Raw genomic sequence first — 18,462 nt, forward strand, 5'->3', positions numbered from 1 at the left:
TTATCACCTGACACCGGCCTCAAACCGGTGTCTTGTTTACGCTACTTTAGTGCGAGTGCGCACTTCCTTCGGTATCAATTTCAGACCCTTTTTGAACATGCTGTAGGGAGTCTGTCCTTCCATCATCCTGCCTTGATGTGGCCGCTGGGTGTTGTAGTGATCCAGATAGCTGTCCAGGTCTGTCTGCATCTGCTCTACCGACTCATACCAGGTTGTCCTCCCCTTGATACGGAAGTGTTCATCCAGCAGGGTGCGATGTAGCCGCTCGATAAAGCCGTTGCTCTGCGGCCTGCGTACCTTGGTTGTCCGGTGTTCAATTCCCTCCAGTTGCAGAAACAGCTCGTAGGGATGATGGTCAGGGCGCCCACAGAACTCGCGCCCGTTGTCCGACAGGATGGTATAGACCCGCGCCTCATGGGCTTCGAAGAACGGCAATACCGTTTCATTGAGCACATGAACCGAGGTCACCGGCAGCTTGCTGGTGTAGAGCCGTCCCCAGGCGTGGCGGCTGTAGCAGTCCAGTACGGTTTGCAGATACACCTTGCCCACCCCTTTGAGTGCGCCGACGAAGAAGGTGTCGACCGCCACCAGTTCCCCGGTGTAGTGAACCTCAATTTGGCGTTCGCGAAACTCGGGGCTGAAGCGCTCGAGCAGGCGGATCTGCTCGTCATTGAGCTCAACCGTCTGTTCCCTGTGGGTTTTCTCGAGGCGCAACAAGCGGTCATGCTTGGAGAGCAAGTCGTGACGTTGCCACACGCCACGCACACCGCCCGCACTGACGTTGATGCCTTGCAGAGCCAGTTCTTGGGCGACCCGCAGCGGGCCATGGGTTGGTCTGGTGAGGGAGTAATCGAGGATGGCCTGCTCAATCTCGGGAGCGACCCGGTTGGGATGCGCCCCTTTGCACCCGGGGAGTTTGTCGAGCAAGCCCTCGGCCCCATAGGTCTGGTAGTTACGGCGAATCTCGTAGAACTGCTGGCGGCTGTAGCCGATGAGCTTGCAGGCTTTGCTGACGTTATTGAGCTCCTTGGCGAGCTCTAGCAGGCTGAGTTTACGACGTGCTACTTTCTCGTTGGTGGTCATACGGTGACTCCGGATAACACGGTAGGGGTACCGTTTTGTTATCCGGTTTGAAGCCGTATGACCACTCCCTTTTGTGGGCAACTGTCAGGTGAATACCATCTCCATACACGAAATCCGCGCTCATCCGCTCCCGCCTGCGCGGCCCGTGGGAAAAATTTTTTTCAAAAATGGATTACGGCAAAACCATAGGCCCAGAGCCCGCCAGCTCTGGGCCTTGCAGTTAAAACTCAAACTGAAATGAGTGAACATTTTTTCAATGCATTTCAGTATTCAGATGGCCAAACTAAACAGCGAGAAATGATCAAGGTATTGTTTTAAAAGGGTTTTGTCAGTTTTCCGTAGGGATTTCACTGCGGTGATGTGCTTGAGTCATGGTTTTTTAAAGCGAACTTTCGCTTAGTTTTCAATGCATTGAAATCAATCAAAGCAAAATGAAAAACTGTAAAATTGAAAAGTTAATGCAGATAGAGGTAGTATCGGACTGATAGAGTTCAAACCCCGGAAAACATCATGATGACTCGTGCGCTTATCACCTTAACTCTATTTAGCATGGTGCTTTCGCTAGCGATAACCACAGTTGCAAAGCCATTATTTTCAATCTATTCAAAGTATGTCTTAGCGGGAAACTATGTAAGTGAGACCTATGCGGCGTACTTCTTCGACTTCATTCTCTACTGCCTATCACCATCTTGCATGATTCTATCAATATTGATAGTGACACTATTTTATAAATACCGAGGAAAAAGGTAGAAAAAAACCGCCTTTCGGCGGTCTCTTTTAGATGGCGAACTGTTCTAGACTTTTACCTTGCTCTATCTGCTCGGCTATTGCTTTCGGCATGCGCCCCTGACCTGTCCAGGTCTTTTCCTGCCCGTCTTCCTGATACTTATACTTTGGTGGGCGTGGCGCTCGTTTGCTCTTACCCTTCTCCGTACTGGTAGCTGGGGCCGTATTACCTACCAAGTCACGAGGGTCTATTCCCGCGACTTTCAGCATTTCAGAAAATTCTGCCAATTTGCGTTGATGCTCAGCTTGCGCTGCTCGCTCTTTTTCAGTTGCAGCGAAAAGCTCCGCATACACTTGGTCAAACTTTTCTTTAACTTCTTCCAACTGCTCAAATGACAAGTCACGCAAAGCTGCCCGAAGGCTACGGATATTCAGTAGAGTTTTAAGAAATTCGTTCATGGTGTCCTCATTGAATGACAGGTATAGAACATCAACTTCACGAGGAACATATCACAAAGAGATCAGAGGGATAAATCTAATTCATTCGGATAAATACATAGCCCAAGGAATAGGCAAGATGATAATTGCCCATCTTGTCGATTCATTGGGAGGCAAGCGAAGCGCGGCAGTAGATACGCTATAGGTTTCCAACTAGAGCCCATTTTTTGTTGAAAAATCAATCAGCAAGGGTATGTTAATCAGCAGCCATGCAATCCCGCATGGTAATCAAAGGAGTTGAGCATGGGTTATTACGTAATTCACAAATCGAAGAAAGCGTCAGACCAGCCATTTTACTTTGTGCTGCACGCCTCAAATGGCGAGCCTATAGCTACAAGTGAAATGTATGCATCCAAAGACGGTGCCAAGAACGGCATCAAGTCCGTGCAAAGCAATGGCTCCACCACGGATATTCGCGATAAAACGGATGCCTAAGGTTGCAAGATATTGAAGAGAAAGCCCCAGCTTGCTGGGGCTTTTTTGTCGATGTGGTCAACGTGTGGACATTGAAGGAAACAAATCCTTTTGTTTCATGTAGTTACATCATTTCTTAAACGCACCCTCGGGTGCCTTTTGTGTTTCTGCCGCCCGGACACCGTGCCGATCAGCCCTGCGCTCCGGGATCCCCAGCAAGCAATCGGGTGGCCGGGTAGCGGCCTGCGGGATCCTGGCCGTAGAAGCGGGCGAACTGGTCATAGACCGCAGGGTAGACGGCGCGCAGACGCAACGGATCGGTGAAGAAGCTCTCGCTGCACACCGCGAAGAATTCGGCGGGGTGCGAGGCGGCGTAGGGGTCTATCTCGGTCACCTCCTCTCTGGTCAACTGGTCGTTCATCTCGTCAAACGCACCTTGCAGCGCCCGGGTCCATTGCTGGGGATCCATGCCCCGCGGCAGGGGCGGTGCACCGTCCGCATCCCCTCCCAGCATGTCGAGCTTGTGGGCAAGCTCATGGATCACCAGGTTGAATCCGTCCCAGTCACCGTCCTGCTGCAATTCGCTCCAGGCCAGCACCAGCGGCCCCTGGGGCCAGGATTCACCGGCGTTCTCCTCTTCAAATTCGCTCACCAGCCCGAACTCGTCCTGCACCTCCTGACGACGGGTCACGGGCTCGGGGATGATGATCACCTCGTGGAAACCTCGATACCAATCGAACCCCAGGTGCAGGATGGGCAGCACTGCCTGCAGGGCCAGCACCCCCTGCTGGCGGGGCGTCAGTTCCACCCCGATCTGGGTGAGGGTCTTGCGCGAGAGAAAATGGCGCGCCAGCTCCATCAGCCTCTGCGCCTCTTCTTCTTCAAGCCCCTGCAAGATGGGCACCGCCGCCAGCGCCTCGCGCCACTCCTGATCTTCTGGGAGACGGGGCTCCCGGGGAGATGCACCACCCAATACCTCTTTCAACCTGGACCAGAACACACGGACTCCTCTTGCCAATCAGACAGCTTTCACAAAACGTTTCGGACGCTCGCAATACCCTTGCGCCAGATAAAATCGGTGCGCCCCTTCGCGCTTGAGGCTGCTGGAGAGCTCCAGCTGGCCGCACCCCAGGGCTGCCGCCCGCTGCTCTGCCGCCGCCAGCAGCAGGGCCCCGATGCCCCCGCCCCTTGCACCCTCATCGACAACCAGCGCCGAGATCAGGCCCCAGGCTGGTGCAAGGTGCATGGGTTGCAAGTGGTGCCACACCAGCACCCCCACCGGGATCCCCTCGCACAGGGCTACCAGTACCTCCCGCGCCGGATCGGGCTGGGCCAGCCTGGCGCTGACCGCCCCGTCAGGGTTGGGGTAGCCCAGTTGGGCAAACAACCCCGTCAATCCGGCCCCATCCGCCTCCCCGGCGAGGCGAATGATGTATCTGTTTTCCCTTGTCGCCACTCCTGGCCTCCTATTTGCATTACCTCAATCAGCCCTCTGGGCATGGCAAAGCGGCAGATGATGGGTATGTACCGAATCTTGTCCAGTTCCATTCACCATTTGTTAATGTCAATTCACAAATTAACAAAGTCACAACACTTTTCACTAGGAAGGCCCTGAACAAACCGATATGTTAAATCCCGCGGACTAACCAGTCGAAAGTCCCGCACAATCCTGAGTGACCCCCTTGGTCACCGCATATTTCAATGTTAAGGGAGCGAGGCATATAGACCTCGCCAAGACAGCGCAACAAAGGAGTTGTTGTACATGAATGAGATCGTCAATGCCATCAATGGCGTGATTTGGAGCCCAGCGCTCATCTATCTGTGTCTGGGGGTAGGCCTCTACTTCTCCCTGCGTAGCCGTTTCCTGCAACTGCGTCATATCAAGGAAATGGTGCGCCTGATGTTCGATGGCAAGAGTACGGATGCGGGCGTCTCCTCCTTCCAGGCCCTTGCCATGACCCTGGCCGGTCGCGTCGGTACCGGCAACATCGCCGGTGTGGCCACCGCCATCACCTTCGGCGGCCCGGGCGCCCTGTTCTGGATGTGGATGGTTGCCTTCCTCGGCGCCAGCTCCGCCTTCGTGGAGTCCACCCTGGGCCAGGTCTACAAGGAGAAGATCAACGGTGAATACCGCGGCGGCCCGGCCTTCTACATCGAGAAGGGGCTCGGCATGAAGTGGTACGCCTGGACCTTCGCCATCGCCACCATCTTCGCCTGCGGCGTGCTGCTGCCGGGCGTACAGGCGAACTCCATCGGCTCCAGCCTGCAGACCGCCTTTGCCATCGATCCCAACGTGACCGCCGCCGGTCTGGCGCTGCTGCTCGGCTTCATCATCTTCGGCGGCGTCAAGCGCATCGCCAACTTCGCCAGTACCGTGGTGCCCTTCATGGCGCTGGGTTACATCATTGTCGCCTGCGTCATCATTGCCCTGAACATCGGCCAACTGCCGGGCGTGATCCTGCTCATCTGGAAGAGCGCCTTCGGGATGGACGCCGGCTTCGGCGCCATTCTGGGCTTGGCCATCATGTGGGGTGTCAAGCGCGGGGTCTACTCCAACGAAGCCGCCCAGGGCACGGGTCCGCACGCCTCCTCCGCCGCCGCGGTGAGCCACCCGGCCAAGCAGGGTCTGGTGCAGGCGTTCTCCGTCTACATCGACACCCTGTTCGTCTGCTCCGCCACCGGCTTCATGCTGCTCATCACCGGCCTGTACAACGTGCAGGGTCCGGACGGTGCCGCCCTCTACACCGGCATCGCCGGCGTAGCCGCCGGCCCAGGCTATGTGCAGACCGCCATGGAGAGCATGATGCCAGGCTTTGGCAACTACTTCGTCGCCATCGCCCTGTTCTTCTTCGCCTTCACCACCATCGTGGCCTACTACTACATCGCCGAAACCAACATCGCTTTTGTCAATCGCAAGATTAACCGCCCCTGGCTCACCTTCCTGCTCAAGCTGGCACTGATGGCATCCACCGTCTACGGCACCGTCAAGACCGCCGATCTGGCCTGGGGTCTGGGTGACATCGGCGTCGGCCTGATGGCCTGGCTCAACATCGGCGCCATTTTGATGCTGCAAAAGCCCGCCTTCGCCTGTCTGAAAGACTATGAGGCCCAGAAGGCAATGGGACTGGATCCGGTGTTCCACCCGGAGAAACTCGGTATCAAGAACGCTGACTACTGGACCGGCCGCCGTTCCGAACAAAACCTGGAGCAGGAGCAATCCGGTCACCCCTTCGAACCGGACCGTCAGTCCACCTGAACCGTTGACCCCTAAACAGATAACAAAATGGCAGCCTAGGCTGCCATTTTTATTTGTGCTCTCTTGAGAGTGAGCGCCGGTTCAGAGCGCATTGCGGCGCGGTCCGAATGGCAGGCGCCAGCGAAACAGGCTGTTGAGGGTCGCCCGCCACTGGTTGGGGCGCCCCAGGATCTGCCTCTGCAACCGGGTCTCTTCCTTGAGCATGGCCTCGTCACTGCGAGCCCAGGCCTGGGTGTAGAGCTGCTTGATCCCCGCCAGCGCATCCGGCGACTTGGTGATCAGGGTCCGGGCAAAGGCCCGCGCCTCTTCCAGGGGATCCGCGCACACCCGGCTCACCAGGCCGAGGGACTTGGCTTCGCTGGCTTCCAGCTCGCGCCCGCTCATGGCAAGCTCCATGGCGGTATCCATCCCCATCAGGTTGCGCAGGGTGACGCTGCCGCTCATGTCGGGGATGATGCCCCACTTGATCTCCATCACCGAGAAGCGGCAATCCGGGGTGCTGAAGCGAAAATCGGCGCCGAGCGCTATTTGCAGGCCGCCGCCAAAACAGACCCCCTGGGTCACCGCAATCACGGGCACCGGCAACTGATGCCAGCCATAGGCCACTCGCTGGGCCAGGTTGGTCGCCTCGTCCGCCTCGCGCTTGAGGATCTCCAGCGCCGCCACCGGCTGCCTCAGCATGGATTTCACATCCAGCCCGGCGCAGAACGCCCGCCCCTCCCCGTGCAGGATCACGGCCCGCAACCCTTTTTGCCGGGATACCGCGTTCAGCGTCTCGTCGATGGCGTCGAACATGGCCCGATCCAGCGCGTTGAGCTTGTCCCCCCGGCAGAGCATCACCTCGGCAATCCCCTCCTGAAACACCCATTTGACCCTTGGCTTTTCCATCTCCGTCTTCGTCCTTTGATTCAACTGGTCATACCACAACGTTACCAGAGTGTTATGGGCAGGTACAGGGAGGCCGCCCCGGGCCTGCGACTAAAGTCGGCTGGCCCGGTGGTGGAGCCTTTGTCAGACTGGCCCCATGGTCACGGTGGAGCCTGTCATGTCACTTCTGTTCAATTTTGCCCGTCCACCGTTCGACGGCCTGGACGAGGAGGCACGCCAGCGGCTCGGTCAGCACCTCAGCATCTGCTACTTTCGCGCGGGCCAGACGGTGCAGCACGCCGGGGAGGAGCCCGCCGGGCTCTACCTCATCATCAAGGGGGCCGTGGAAGAGTCGGCCCCCCATCAATCCTTTGGGGACTATGGCGAGGGGGACATGTTCGACGTCCGTGCCCAGTTTGACGGGCACTGCCGCCACCGTTTCGCCGCCCTGGAAGATACCCTCTGCCAGCTCATTCCCCGCCCCGTCTTTCTGGCCCTGTGCGACGAGCACCCCCATATCGCCCGCTACTTCACCGCCACCCTGGCGGAGCGCCAGCGGGAGCAGGAGCGCCGCAGCCAGCTCGGACAGCAGAACCTGGCGGAGTTCATCCTGACCCGCATCGCTCCCGACCATCTGCAGGCGCCGCTCATCGTGGAGAGCAGCCTCTCGCTCCTGGCCGCCACCGAGGCCATGGTGGCCAGGGGCACCGACTGTCTGCTCTATCCCGGAGCAGACGGCAGCCTGAGCCTGGCCACCCGCAAGACCCTGCTCCACGCCCTCACCCTCAAGGGATTGCCGCTCAGTGCGCCGCTGGCGGTGCTGACCCCCACCCCGCTGACGGGTCTGCCACTGGGGAGCTATCTGTTCGATGCCCTGCTGCTGATGACCCGCCACCGCATCAAGCGCCTGGTCATCTGGCAGGGGCAGGAGGTGGCAGGCATCCTGCATCTGACCCAGGTGCTCGGGCTCTTCTCCACCCACTCCCATGTGTTGACCCTGCGCATTGCCCGCGCCGACTCCCCGGCCGCCCTCGAGGCGGTCGCCCGGGAGCAGCAGCAGCTCATTCGCTCCCTGTTTGCCCAGGGGATCCACACCCTGTTCCTGATGAAGCTCATCGCCACCATCAACGAGCAGTTGATCGCCAAGGCCTTTTCCCTGGTGATCCCTGCGGCGCAGCAAGAGCAGGTGTGCCTGCTGATGCTGGGGTCGGAGGGGCGTGGCGAGCAGATCCAGAAAACCGATCAGGACAATGCCCTGATCCTGCCGGATGGCCTGCCGTGGCCCACCCAGACGGCGGATCTGGCCGCCTTCAGCGCCCTGCTGGCGCGCCTGGGTTATCCCCCTTGCCCGGGCAGGGTGATGGTCAACAACCCGGCCTGGGTGAAGCCGCTTGGCGGCTGGCTGCAAGGGATAGAGCAGGCCTGTGTGCGCGCCAGCGAAGCGGATCTGCTCTGGCTCGCCACCCTGGCCGATGCCCAGGCCATCACGGGAGATCGCGCCCGGCTCGCCCCCGTCGCCCGCCACCTGCGGGCCTGCCTCGCCGACCGGCCGGATCTGCTGGCGGAGATGGCAAGGGCCGCCGTCGCCTTTCACACCCCCCTCACCCTCTTTGGCAGACTGGAGCAAGCCCCGGAGGGGCTGGATCTCAAGCGGGGCGGCCTCTTCCCCCTTGTCCACGGCGTCCGGGTGCTCTCCCTGGAGGCGGGGATCCTGGAGACCTCGACCACAGGACGCATCGAGGCCCTGGTGGGCCAGGGACGCCTCAGCCGGGACTATGGCACCAATCTGGCGGAGGCCTTCCGGCTGTTCATGCGGCTTCGGCTGCGCAGCCAGTTGCAGGAGGGAGACGGACGGGTGCGGGTGGCAGACCTCGGCCCCGCAGAGCGGGATCTGCTGCGCCATGCCCTGCACCAGGTGAAGAAGTTCCAGCAATGGCTCACCTTGCACTTTCGTCTTAGGCAATAGCGATGTGGATGCACTGGCGCCGCCGCTGGCTTGGCAGGACGTTTCGGGAGGGGGAGTTTGCCCCGCTCTTTGCCCGCCCTGCTGGCGACGAGTGGGTGGCGCTGGACTTCGAGACCACCAGCCTGGATCCGGCGCTGGCGGAGATCGTCTCCATCGGGGCGGTGCGCATCCGGGGCAACCGGATAGAGACGGGCGATGCCCTTGCCATCCGGGTCCAGGCTCCCGCCAGCCTGAGCGCCGGGTCCGTGGTGATCCACGGCCTGCGCCATCAGGATCTGCAACAGGGCATGGCACTGGAGCCCGCGCTGCGCGCGCTGCTGGAGTTCATCGGCCCCCGTGAGTTGGTGGGGTATCACATCGCCTATGACCTGCGCATTCTCAACCTCGCCTGCCAACGGCTGTGGGGGCTCACCCTGCCCCAGCGCGGCATCGAGGTGAGCCGCCTCTATCACGATCACCTCTATCGCCGCTATCCCGATGCCGCCATCGATCTGCACCTGGCCGCGATCTGTCGCCATCTGGCGCTGCCAGCCCTGCCCCCCCACGACGCCCTGAGCGATGCTGTCACCGCCGCCCTTGTCTTTGTACGCCTGCATCAGGGCGGCCCGCTGGCTTATCCCAAAGTCTAATTGTTCGAAAGTAACATTTAATTCACATTTTGCTTACATGGACAGCCGTGCTGTCCGGTAGGGAACCCCTCATCCACCGCTGACATTCACTGTCATGGAGAACTGCAATGGAACAGCAACCGTATCTTCGGATCCAGCAAGATCCCAACTTCCAGGCACTGGTCGCCAAACGCCAGCGTTTTGCCTGGACCCTCTCCATCCTGATGCTGGGGCTCTACCTGGCGTTCATCCTGCTCATCGCCTTTGCACCGGGCTGGCTTGGCACCCCCTTGAGCGAAGGCTCCAGCATCACCCGTGGCATCCCGGTCGGGATTGGTCTCATCGTATCGGCCTTCGTGCTGACCGGTATCTACGTATTTCGTGCCAACGGCGAGTTCGACGAGCTGAACCAGAAGATCCTCAAGGGAGCGCAATCATGAAAGGCAAGTTTCTGCTGCCGCTGGCAGGTCTGATCTCCACCCCCTTGCTGGCGGCCGACGCCATCAGCGGCGAGGTGCAACGCCAACCCCTCAATATCTCGGCCATCGTGATGTTCGTGATCTTCGTGGCCGCGACCCTGTTCATCACCTACTGGGCCTCCAAGCGCAACCGCTCGGCTTCCGACTACTACGCCGCCGGCGGGCGCATCACCGGCTTCCAGAACGGTCTGGCCATCGCCGGTGACTACATGTCCGCCGCCTCCTTCCTCGGCATCTCCGCCCTGGTCTATACCTCGGGCTACGACGGTCTCATCTACTCCATCGGCTTCCTGGTGGGCTGGCCCATCATCCTGTTCCTGATCGCGGAGCGGCTGCGCAACCTCGGCAAGTACACCTTTGCCGACGTGGCCTCCTACCGCCTCAAACAGACCTCGGTGCGCAGCCTCTCCGCCAGCGGCTCCCTGGTGGTGGTCGCCCTCTACCTCATCGCCCAGATGGTCGGTGCCGGCAAGCTCATCGAGCTGCTGTTCGGCCTCCAATACCATGTGGCCGTGGTGCTGGTCGGCATCCTGATGGTGCTCTACGTGCTGTTTGGCGGCATGCTGGCCACCACCTGGGTACAGATCATCAAGGCGGTGATGCTGCTCTCCGGTGCCTCCTTCATGGCCATCATGGTGATGAAGTCCGTCAACTTCGACGTCGGTACCCTGTTCAGCGAAGCGGTCAAGGTGCATGCCAATGGTGCGGCCATCATGAGCCCGGGCGGCCTGGTCGCCGACCCCATCTCCGCCATCTCCCTTGGGCTGGCCCTGATGTTCGGTACCGCCGGTCTGCCCCACATCCTGATGCGCTTCTTCACCGTGAGCGATGCCAAGGAAGCCCGTAAATCGGTGTTCTATGCCACCGGCTTCATCGGCTACTTCTACATCCTCACCTTCATCATCGGCTTTGGCGCCATCCTGCTGGTCAGCACCAACCCGGACTTCAAGGACGCCACCGGCGCCCTGCTGGGGGGCACCAACATGGCGGCCGTCCATCTGGCCGACGCCGTGGGTGGCAGCCTGTTCCTGGGCTTCATCTCCGCCGTGGCGTTTGCCACCATACTGGCGGTCGTGGCCGGGCTGACCCTGGCGGGGGCCTCCGCGGTCTCTCACGACCTCTATGCCTGCGTCATCAAGGAAGGCAAGGCCAACGAGGCCGACGAGCTGCGCGTCTCCAAGATGACCACCCTGGTACTGGGTGTGGTCGCCATCGGCCTTGGCATCCTGTTCGAGAAGCAGAACATCGCCTTCATGGTGGGCCTGGCGTTCTCCATCGCGGCGAGCTGCAACTTCCCGGTGCTCTTCCTCTCCATGTTCTGGTCCCGCCTGACCACCCGTGGCGCCGTCTATGGCGGCTGGCTCGGTCTCATCAGCGCCGTGACCCTGATGATCCTGGGCCCCACCGTCTGGGTGAACGTACTGGGCCATGCCCAGGCGATCTTCCCCTACGAATACCCGGCGCTCTTCTCCATGGGGCTGGCCTTCATCGGGATCTGGTTCTTCTCGGTCACTGACAAGTCCCAGGCAGCCTCCGACGAGCATGCGAAGTTCTTCCCGCAGTTCGTCCGCTCCCAGACCGGGCTCGGTGCCTCCGGCGCCTCCGCCCACTAAGTGGCATCCCACGCATCCAAGCCGGCCCAGTGCCGGCTTTTTTCATGACCGCCCCTCGCCTCCCCTCTGCAAGAGAGGCCGGAGCCCGTTGCCGGCCTGGTCGTGAAACCTTCCCCCCTGCAATGGGGCCAGATCACAGTTCCTGCTAAAACTTTCGGGGGATCTGTGCCATAATGCGCGCCATTTGACAGACCAACCGGGACATTCCAGTGCTTTCAAGCAACAACATCACCATGCAGTTCGGCGCCAAGCCGCTGTTTGAGAACATCAGCGTCAAGTTTGGCGGCGGCAACCGCTACGGCCTCATCGGTGCCAACGGCTGTGGCAAGTCCACCTTCATGAAGATCCTCGGCGGCGATCTCGAACCCACCGGCGGCAATGTGAGCCTGGATGTCAACGAGCGCATCGGTAAGCTGCGCCAGGATCAGTTCGCCTACGAAGAGATGCGCGTACTGGACGTGGTCATGATGGGCCACACCGAGCTGTGGGCCGCCATCGCCGAACGCGATGCCATCTACGCCAACCTGGAAGCCACCGACGACGACTACATGAAGGCCGCCGAGCTGGAAGGCCTGGTCGCCGAATATGATGGCTATACCGCCGAATCCCGCGCAGGCGAGCTGCTGCTGGGTGCCGGTATTCCCATCGAGCAGCACAACGGCCCGATGAGCGAAGTGGCCCCGGGCTGGAAACTGCGGGTACTGCTGGCGCAGGCGCTCTTCTCCAACCCCGACATCCTGTTGCTGGACGAACCGACCAACAACCTGGACATCAACACCATTCGCTGGCTGGAGCAGGTGCTCAACGATCGTGAAAGCACCATGATCATCATCTCTCACGACCGTCACTTCCTGAACTCCGTCTGCACCCACATGGCGGATCTGGACTACGGCGAGCTGCGGGTCTACCCGGGCAACTACGACGAGTACATGCTGGCTGCCACCCAGGCCCGCGAGCGCCTGCTGGCCGACAACGCCAAGAAGAAGGCCCAGATCGCCGATCTGCAATCCTTCGTCTCCCGCTTCAGCGCCAACGCCTCCAAGTCCAGCCAGGCTACCTCCCGCCTCAAGCAGATCGACAAGATCAAGATTGAGGAAGTGAAGGTATCCAGCCGTCAGAACCCCTTCATCCGCTTCGAGCAGGACAAGAAGCTCTACCGCAACATCCTGGAGATCGAAGGCGTCTCCAAGGGTTATGGCGACGGTCCCCTGTTCAAGGGGCTCAACATGATGCTGGAAGTGGGCGAGAAGGTCGCCATCCTGGGTACCAACGGGATCGGTAAGTCCACCCTGATCAAGACGCTGGTCGGTACCCTGGCACCGGATACCGGCACCATCAAGTGGTCCGAGAACGCCCAGATCGGCTACTACGCCCAGGATCACGCCGAAGATTTCGACACCGATCTCAATGTGTTCGACTGGATGGCCCAATGGAAGCAGGAGAACGAAGACGAGCAGGCAGTACGCTCCGTACTGGGTCGTCTGCTCTTCTCCCAGGACGACATCAAGAAGCCGGTCAAGGTGCTTTCCGGTGGTGAACAAGGCCGGATGCTGTTCGGCAAGCTGATGATGCAGCGCCCCAACATCCTGATCATGGATGAACCGACCAACCACCTGGACATGGAATCCATCGAATCCTTGAACCTGGCGCTGGAGATGTACAAAGGCACCCTGATCTTCGTCTCCCACGACCGCGAGTTCGTCTCCTCCCTGGCGACCCGCATCCTGGAGCTGACCGAAGACGGCATCCGCGACTTCGGCGGCACCTACGAGGATTACCTGCGCACCCAGGGTGTGGTGTAATCCCCCGCTTTCAAGCAAAGCGATCAGAACCGGCGCCTCGTGCGCCGGTTTTTTTATGCCTGCTGGCAACGCCGAGCGGGATGCAAACCAGGACGATGCACGACTTAGCTCATCCCTGCCAGAGCAGGTAGCCGCATCCCCTTGTTCCGCGTACAGATAAAAAAACGGCTCCATTATGGAGCCGTTTTCACACTTGGGGCCGTGAGGCTGACTTACTCGACAGTGGCTTCCACGTCGGTGAAGTATTCGATCTTGGCCGCCTTGCGCAGCTCGTCGATCAGCGACTTGTAGTCAGCCTGTGCCTTACCCTGACCCAGCTGACCTTGCAGCAGGCTCACCATCTGGGACGGCTCCTTGATGACGTTGACCTTGTCCAGCGCCACCACCACACGATCACCGTTGGCTTCGGTCACCAGCTCGACGCTCGGCTTGCCATCGGTCGGATGGGGCATGCGGAAGGCCTGCGCCACCAGGTTCTGATCCATCTCCTGAGCGAAACGGGATACGCCGGTATGGGTATCCACTTTCAGACCCAGCGCGTTCAGGTCGGCCTGAACGTTCTCACCGGCCTTGAGCTTGTCCAGCAGACCCTGGGCCTTGCCACGGGCCACTTCACTGGCCTTGTCGTGCTTGATGGCGGTGATCACCTGCTCTTTCACCTCGGCAAGCGGCTTGGCCGCCTTCGGCTGGTGACCCATGATGTGCAGCACCAGCGCCTTGCCGTCAGCCAGCTCGATCACGTCGGAGTTGGTGTTGTCATCACGCAGCTGTTCGGAGAACGCCACGGAGAGCACCTTGGGATCATTGAGCGGTGCCGGCGCATCGGCCTGGCTGAAATAGCCGGTGGACTGCACCTGGAGGCCCATGGCTTCGGCGGTCAAGTCCAGGGAGTCCGGGTTCTCGAAGCTGCTGTCGGCCATCTTCTGCTGCTCGGCGAAGAACTGCTCCTTGGCCTTCTCAGACTGCAGACGGGCGATGGTATCGCTCATCACGTCCACGAAGGGCTTGGTCTTGGCAGGCTCGACTCCCAGCAGCTTGATAATGTGGAAGCCGAACGGGCTCTTCACCACGGCGGAGAGATCGCCAGCCTTGGCCAGCGCGAACGCGGCTTTCTCAAAGGCAGGATCCATCACCCCCTTCTCGAACCAGTCGAGCTCCCCGCCCTTCTTCGCGGAGAAGGTATCGGAGGAGTCGGCCTTGGCCAGCGCGGCGAAATCGTCACCCGCCTTGGCCTTGGCCAGCACGGCCTCGGCTTTCTGCTCGGCGGCCTTTTCATCCTTGCCAAACGGGATCAGGATGTGCGCCACCTGACGGCGCTCGGGACGCTGGAACAGATCCTGATGCTGGTCGTAGTAATCCTGGGCATCCTGCTCGGTGACCTTGATGTTCTTGCCAAGGTTCGCGGCATCGAGCAGCAGATAGTCGACCTTGACCGTCTCGTCGTTCATGAAGCGAGCGCTGTTGGCCTTGTAGAACTGCTCCACCTCGGCATCGCTCACCTCGATCCCGTCCACATAGGCGGAAGCGGCCAGACGGATCAGGCGCAGGTCACGGGTCTGGTTGTAGAGGCGATCCAGTTGCTCGGCTTCACCCTTGAGGGCGAACTCCGATCCCAGCACGGCGCCCATCAATTGCTGGCGCACCATGTCCTGGCGCAGGGAGTCGCGGAACATCTCGGGGGTCATGCCGGCACGGCGAATGAGCTGCAGGTAGCGGTCATTGCTGAACTTGCCGTTCTCGGCAAACTCGGGCATGGCGACGATGGCCTGCTTGATCTGCTCATCGCTGACGCGCAGACCCAGGGAGCGAGCCTTGTCATCGATCAGCGCCTGATCGATCAGACGGTCCAGCACGCCACGGCGGAACTGTTTCATGTAATCGGGATTGGCGGCCAGCTGGTTGAAGGCCTCACCCATTTGGGATTCCATGCGGGCCCGCTCATTGCGGTAGGCATTCTCCAGTGCGGGGGCACTGATGTCATTGCCGTTGACGGTGGCGGGGGCGGTACGTGCCGGGCCATTGAGGTAGCTGCCTACCCCGGCCAAGGCAAAGGAGAGGATGATCAGGCCCAAGATAACCTTGGCTACCTTGCCCTGCGCCCCTTCGCGTAGTTTATCCAACATCATGTTTGTACTTATGCTCCCGAACTCGATGGGCGTAAATAATGAAAAGGCGCACCGATTGCGATGCGCCTTGGTCAAGCAGTATGAGGGAGAGCCCTCTCACTTGTCTGGTCAGAGACCAAGGACGGTGCCGATAGATATCAGCGACCGGCTTAGTTGACCGCGTCTTTCAGGGCCTTGCCGGCTTTGAAGGCAGGAACTTTACCGGCAGCGATTTCGATGGTCGCACCAGTTTGCGGGTTGCGGCCGGAACGGGCTGCACGCTCGCGAACGGCGAAAGTACCGAAACCAACCAGAGCAACCTGGTCACCCTCTTTCAGGGCTTCGCCCACGGCATCGATGAAGGCATCCAGCGCACGGCCAGCGGCAGCTTTGGAGATATCAGCACCGTCTGCAATCTTGTCAATCAGTTGAGATTTATTCACTCTTATATTCCCCTTTTATCGAACATCGCTGCGGCGCTGATTTCCCTGGCCACAACAAGTGGAGGTTTTATAACAAGCCTCCTGATCAGTTGCAAGTGACAATCTGGCGCAAACCCGCGCCACATCACGCATTGCGACTCATCATGAGTACCCGATCGGTGGTCAAGGCTACTTCCGTTGTCCGGTGCATGCAAGCCTTAACCACCCCCCGAATGCGCCAAATTTGCGGCGCATCAACATTTACACGACAGAAACGCGTTCGAAACCTTGCGGATTGTCCTGCAACGCCAGTGCAAGCACCTCATCAATCCAGCGAACCGGATAGATTTCAAGATCTTGTTTGACGTTGGCCGGGATCTCCTCGAGGTCACGTTCGTTCTCTTTCGGGATCAGCACACGCTTGATGCCACCACGGTGGGCCGCCAGCAGTTTCTCCTTGAGACCACCGATGGGCAGCACCTCGCCACGCAGGGTGATTTCACCCGTCATGGCCACGTCGGCACGCACCGGGTTGCCGGTGAGGCTGGAAACCAGGGCGGTACACATGGCGATACCGGCGCTCGGGCCGTCTTTCGGGGTCGCCCCTTCCGGCACGTGCACGTGGATGTCGCGCTTCTCGTAGAAGTCGCCGTTGATACGCAGCTTCTCGGCACGGGCCCGCACCACCGTCATGGCCGCCTGGATGGACTCCTGCATCACGTCACCGAGGGAACCGGTGTAAGTGAGCTTGCCCTTGCCCGGCATGTTGGTGGTCTCGATGGTGAGCAGATCGCCCCCCACTTCGGTCCACGCCAGCCCGCACACCTGACCAATCTGGTTCTGGTCGGTGGCCTTGCCATAGTCAAAGCGCTGTACCCCCAGGAACTCCTTGAGGTTCTCCTGGTTGATCTGAACATGCTTGATGCTCTTGTCCAGCAGGATGCGTTTGACTGCCTTGCGACAGATTTTGGAGATTTCACGCTCCAGGCTGCGTACACCCGCCTCGCGGGTGTAGTAGCGAATCACCCCGATCAACGCCGAATCCTCGATGGTGATCTCGGAAGGCTTCAGGCCGTTGCGCTGGATCTGCTTGGCCACCAGGTGCTGCTTGGCAATGTTGAGCTTCTCGTCCTCGGTGTAACCGGACAGACGGATCACTTCCATCCGGTCCAGCAGCGGACCCGGGATGTTCATGGAGTTGGAGGTGGCCACGAACATCACGTCCGACAGGTCATAATCCACTTCCAGATAGTGATCGTTGAAGCTGCTGTTCTGCTCGGGATCCAGCACCTCCAGCAGGGCGGAAGCGGGATCGCCACGCATGTCCGAGCTCATCTTGTCGATTTCGTCGAGCAGGAACAGCGGGTTCTTCACGCCGACTTTCGCCATCTTCTGGATGAGCTTGCCGGGCATGGAGCCGATGTAGGTACGGCGGTGACCACGGATCTCCGCCTCGTCACGCACCCCACCCAGGGCCATGCGCACATACTTGCGGCCGGTGGCCTTGGCGATGGACTGGCCCAGGGAGGTCTTGCCCACCCCGGGAGGCCCGACCAGGCAGAGGATGGGGCCCTTGAGCTTGTTCACCCGCGCCTGCACCGCCAGGTATTCGAGGATGCGATCCTTGACCTTGTCCAGGCCATAGTGATCCGCATCCAGCACCTCCTGGGCCTTGCCCAGGTCTTTCTTGACCTTGGAGCGGGCCTTCCAGGGCACCTGCACCATCCAGTCCACATAGCTGCGCACCACGGTGGCTTCCGCCGACATGGGGGACATCATCTTGAGCTTGGCGAGCTCGGCCTGGGCCTTCTCGCGGGCATCCTCCGGCATCCCGGCCTCTTCAATCTTGCGATTGAGGGCTTCGAATTCATCCGGGCTGTCTTCCAGCTCACCCAGCTCTTTCTGGATGGCCTTCATCTGCTCGTTGAGGTAATACTCCCGCTGGCTCTTCTCCATCTGCTTCTTGACCCGGGAGCGGATGCGTTTCTCGACCTGCAACAGGTCGATCTCCGACTCCATCATGGCCATCAGAAACTCGATGCGCTCGGACACGGAGGCGATTTCCAGCACCTTCTGCTTGTCTTCGAGCTTGAGCGGCATGTGGGCAGCCATGGTATCGGCCAGGCGCGCCGCATCGTCGATCGCCGAAATCGAGGTGAGTACCTCGGGCGGGATCTTCTTGTTGAGCTTGATGTAACCTTCGAACTGGCCGATGGCAGAGCGCACCAGCACGTCCTGATCCTTCTCCTCGATGGGGGCGGACGCGATGTACTGGGCCTCCCCGACAAAGAAGTCGCGATCGTCGATCATCCGCTCAAGGCGGGCACGCTGGCCCCCCTCCACCAGCACCTTGACGGTGCCGTCCGGCAGCTTGAGCATCTGCAGAATATTGGCCACTGTCCCGACGGAGAAAATTTCCTCCACCGTCGGTTCGTCAGTCGACGCATCCTTCTGGGCCACCAGCAGGACTTTCTTGTCCTGCTCCATGGCCGCTTCCAGACAGCGAATGGATTTTTCCCGCCCCACAAAGAGTGGAATGACCATGTGGGGATAGACCACCACGTCACGAAGAGGCAGGACGGGAATCTCGATGCGTTCTGAACGCTCTAGGTTCATATATGTC

At 60.0% G+C, this 18,462-nt stretch carries 15 protein-coding genes; 7 read left to right on the forward strand and 8 right to left on the reverse strand.

Annotated elements, in window-relative coordinates; all coding sequences use genetic code 11:
- Positions 1 to 36: 36 nt before the first annotated feature.
- Together AB5Y53_RS10090 and AB5Y53_RS10095 are read right to left on the reverse strand one after the other, a co-directional pair.
- Positions 37 to 1,083, reverse strand: coding sequence for an IS481-like element ISAs19 family transposase (locus AB5Y53_RS10090; protein ID WP_368181890.1), 1,047 nt, complete (start codon positions 1,081 to 1,083; stop codon positions 37 to 39).
- 777 nt (positions 1,084 to 1,860) lie between these two features.
- Positions 1,861 to 2,268, reverse strand: a complete 408-nt coding sequence (locus AB5Y53_RS10095) for an H-NS family nucleoid-associated regulatory protein (protein ID WP_319888391.1) — start codon at positions 2,266 to 2,268, stop codon at positions 1,861 to 1,863.
- Between the two features lie 282 nt (positions 2,269 to 2,550).
- Here AB5Y53_RS10095 and AB5Y53_RS10100 point away from each other — a divergent pair, with 282 nt between their 5' ends.
- Positions 2,551 to 2,742 (forward strand): YegP family protein, encoded by a 192-nt coding sequence (locus tag AB5Y53_RS10100; RefSeq protein ID WP_319888392.1) that lies wholly within the window; start codon positions 2,551 to 2,553, stop codon positions 2,740 to 2,742.
- A gap of 169 nt (positions 2,743 to 2,911) precedes the next feature.
- On the opposite strand, the gene AB5Y53_RS10105 is transcribed toward AB5Y53_RS10100, so the two are convergent.
- Together AB5Y53_RS10105 and AB5Y53_RS10110 are read right to left on the reverse strand one after the other, a co-directional pair.
- Positions 2,912 to 3,721: a zinc-dependent peptidase gene (locus AB5Y53_RS10105; protein ID WP_368181891.1), complete on the reverse strand. Its 810-nt coding sequence runs from the start codon at positions 3,719 to 3,721 to the stop codon at positions 2,912 to 2,914.
- An 18-nt stretch (positions 3,722 to 3,739) separates the two neighbouring features.
- Complete coding sequence (locus AB5Y53_RS10110; RefSeq protein WP_010674583.1) at positions 3,740 to 4,108, reverse strand: GNAT family N-acetyltransferase; 369 nt, start codon at positions 4,106 to 4,108, stop codon at positions 3,740 to 3,742.
- A 375-nt stretch (positions 4,109 to 4,483) separates the two neighbouring features.
- Here AB5Y53_RS10110 and AB5Y53_RS10115 point away from each other — a divergent pair, with 375 nt between their 5' ends.
- Positions 4,484 to 5,977, forward strand: a complete 1,494-nt coding sequence (locus AB5Y53_RS10115; protein ID WP_041215253.1) for a sodium:alanine symporter family protein — start codon at positions 4,484 to 4,486, stop codon at positions 5,975 to 5,977.
- An 81-nt stretch (positions 5,978 to 6,058) separates the two neighbouring features.
- Here AB5Y53_RS10115 and AB5Y53_RS10120 read toward each other — a convergent pair whose 3' ends face one another.
- Complete coding sequence (locus tag AB5Y53_RS10120) at positions 6,059 to 6,865, reverse strand: crotonase/enoyl-CoA hydratase family protein (protein WP_113070344.1); 807 nt, start codon at positions 6,863 to 6,865, stop codon at positions 6,059 to 6,061.
- 157 nt (positions 6,866 to 7,022) lie between these two features.
- Here AB5Y53_RS10120 and AB5Y53_RS10125 point away from each other — a divergent pair, with 157 nt between their 5' ends.
- From AB5Y53_RS10125 to AB5Y53_RS10145, 5 genes are all read left to right on the forward strand, one after another.
- Positions 7,023 to 8,810 (forward strand): putative nucleotidyltransferase substrate binding domain-containing protein, encoded by a 1,788-nt coding sequence (locus tag AB5Y53_RS10125; protein WP_368181893.1) that lies wholly within the window; start codon positions 7,023 to 7,025, stop codon positions 8,808 to 8,810.
- Between the two features lie 2 nt (positions 8,811 to 8,812).
- Entirely contained in the window at positions 8,813 to 9,439 is a 627-nt protein-coding gene (locus AB5Y53_RS10130; protein WP_029314461.1) for a 3'-5' exonuclease, read from the forward strand.
- 107 nt (positions 9,440 to 9,546) lie between these two features.
- The gene (locus tag AB5Y53_RS10135; RefSeq protein WP_039039049.1) at positions 9,547 to 9,858 is read left to right on the forward strand and encodes a DUF485 domain-containing protein; all 312 of its coding nucleotides are present in this window, start codon (positions 9,547 to 9,549) and stop codon (positions 9,856 to 9,858) included.
- A complete protein-coding gene (locus AB5Y53_RS10140) occupies positions 9,855 to 11,510 on the forward strand; it encodes a cation acetate symporter (protein ID WP_368181894.1) in 1,656 nt (551 codons plus the stop codon). Before AB5Y53_RS10135 ends, AB5Y53_RS10140 begins: the two co-directional genes overlap by 4 nt.
- Before the next feature lie 209 nt (positions 11,511 to 11,719).
- Entirely contained in the window at positions 11,720 to 13,312 is a 1,593-nt protein-coding gene (locus AB5Y53_RS10145) for an ABC-F family ATPase (RefSeq protein ID WP_368181896.1), read from the forward strand.
- Between the two features lie 212 nt (positions 13,313 to 13,524).
- Here the strand turns inward: AB5Y53_RS10145 and ppiD are convergent, their stop codons facing one another.
- The 3 genes from ppiD to lon all read right to left on the reverse strand — a co-directional run bounded on the left by ppiD (position 13,525) and on the right by lon (position 18,455).
- Positions 13,525 to 15,438, reverse strand: coding sequence for a peptidylprolyl isomerase (gene ppiD, locus AB5Y53_RS10150; RefSeq protein WP_368181897.1), 1,914 nt, complete (start codon positions 15,436 to 15,438; stop codon positions 13,525 to 13,527).
- A 149-nt stretch (positions 15,439 to 15,587) separates the two neighbouring features.
- Complete coding sequence (hupB, locus tag AB5Y53_RS10155; protein WP_005315375.1) at positions 15,588 to 15,860, reverse strand: nucleoid-associated protein HU-beta; 273 nt, start codon at positions 15,858 to 15,860, stop codon at positions 15,588 to 15,590.
- Positions 15,861 to 16,100: 240 nt separating this feature from the next.
- A complete protein-coding gene (gene lon, locus AB5Y53_RS10160; protein WP_221436949.1) occupies positions 16,101 to 18,455 on the reverse strand; it encodes an endopeptidase La in 2,355 nt (784 codons plus the stop codon).
- Between the last annotated feature and the right edge of the window lie 7 nt (positions 18,456 to 18,462).

Source organism: Aeromonas sp. R7-5 (assembly GCF_040908015.1).
In the GTDB taxonomy this organism is placed as follows: Bacteria; Pseudomonadota; Gammaproteobacteria; order Enterobacterales; family Aeromonadaceae; genus Aeromonas; species Aeromonas caviae.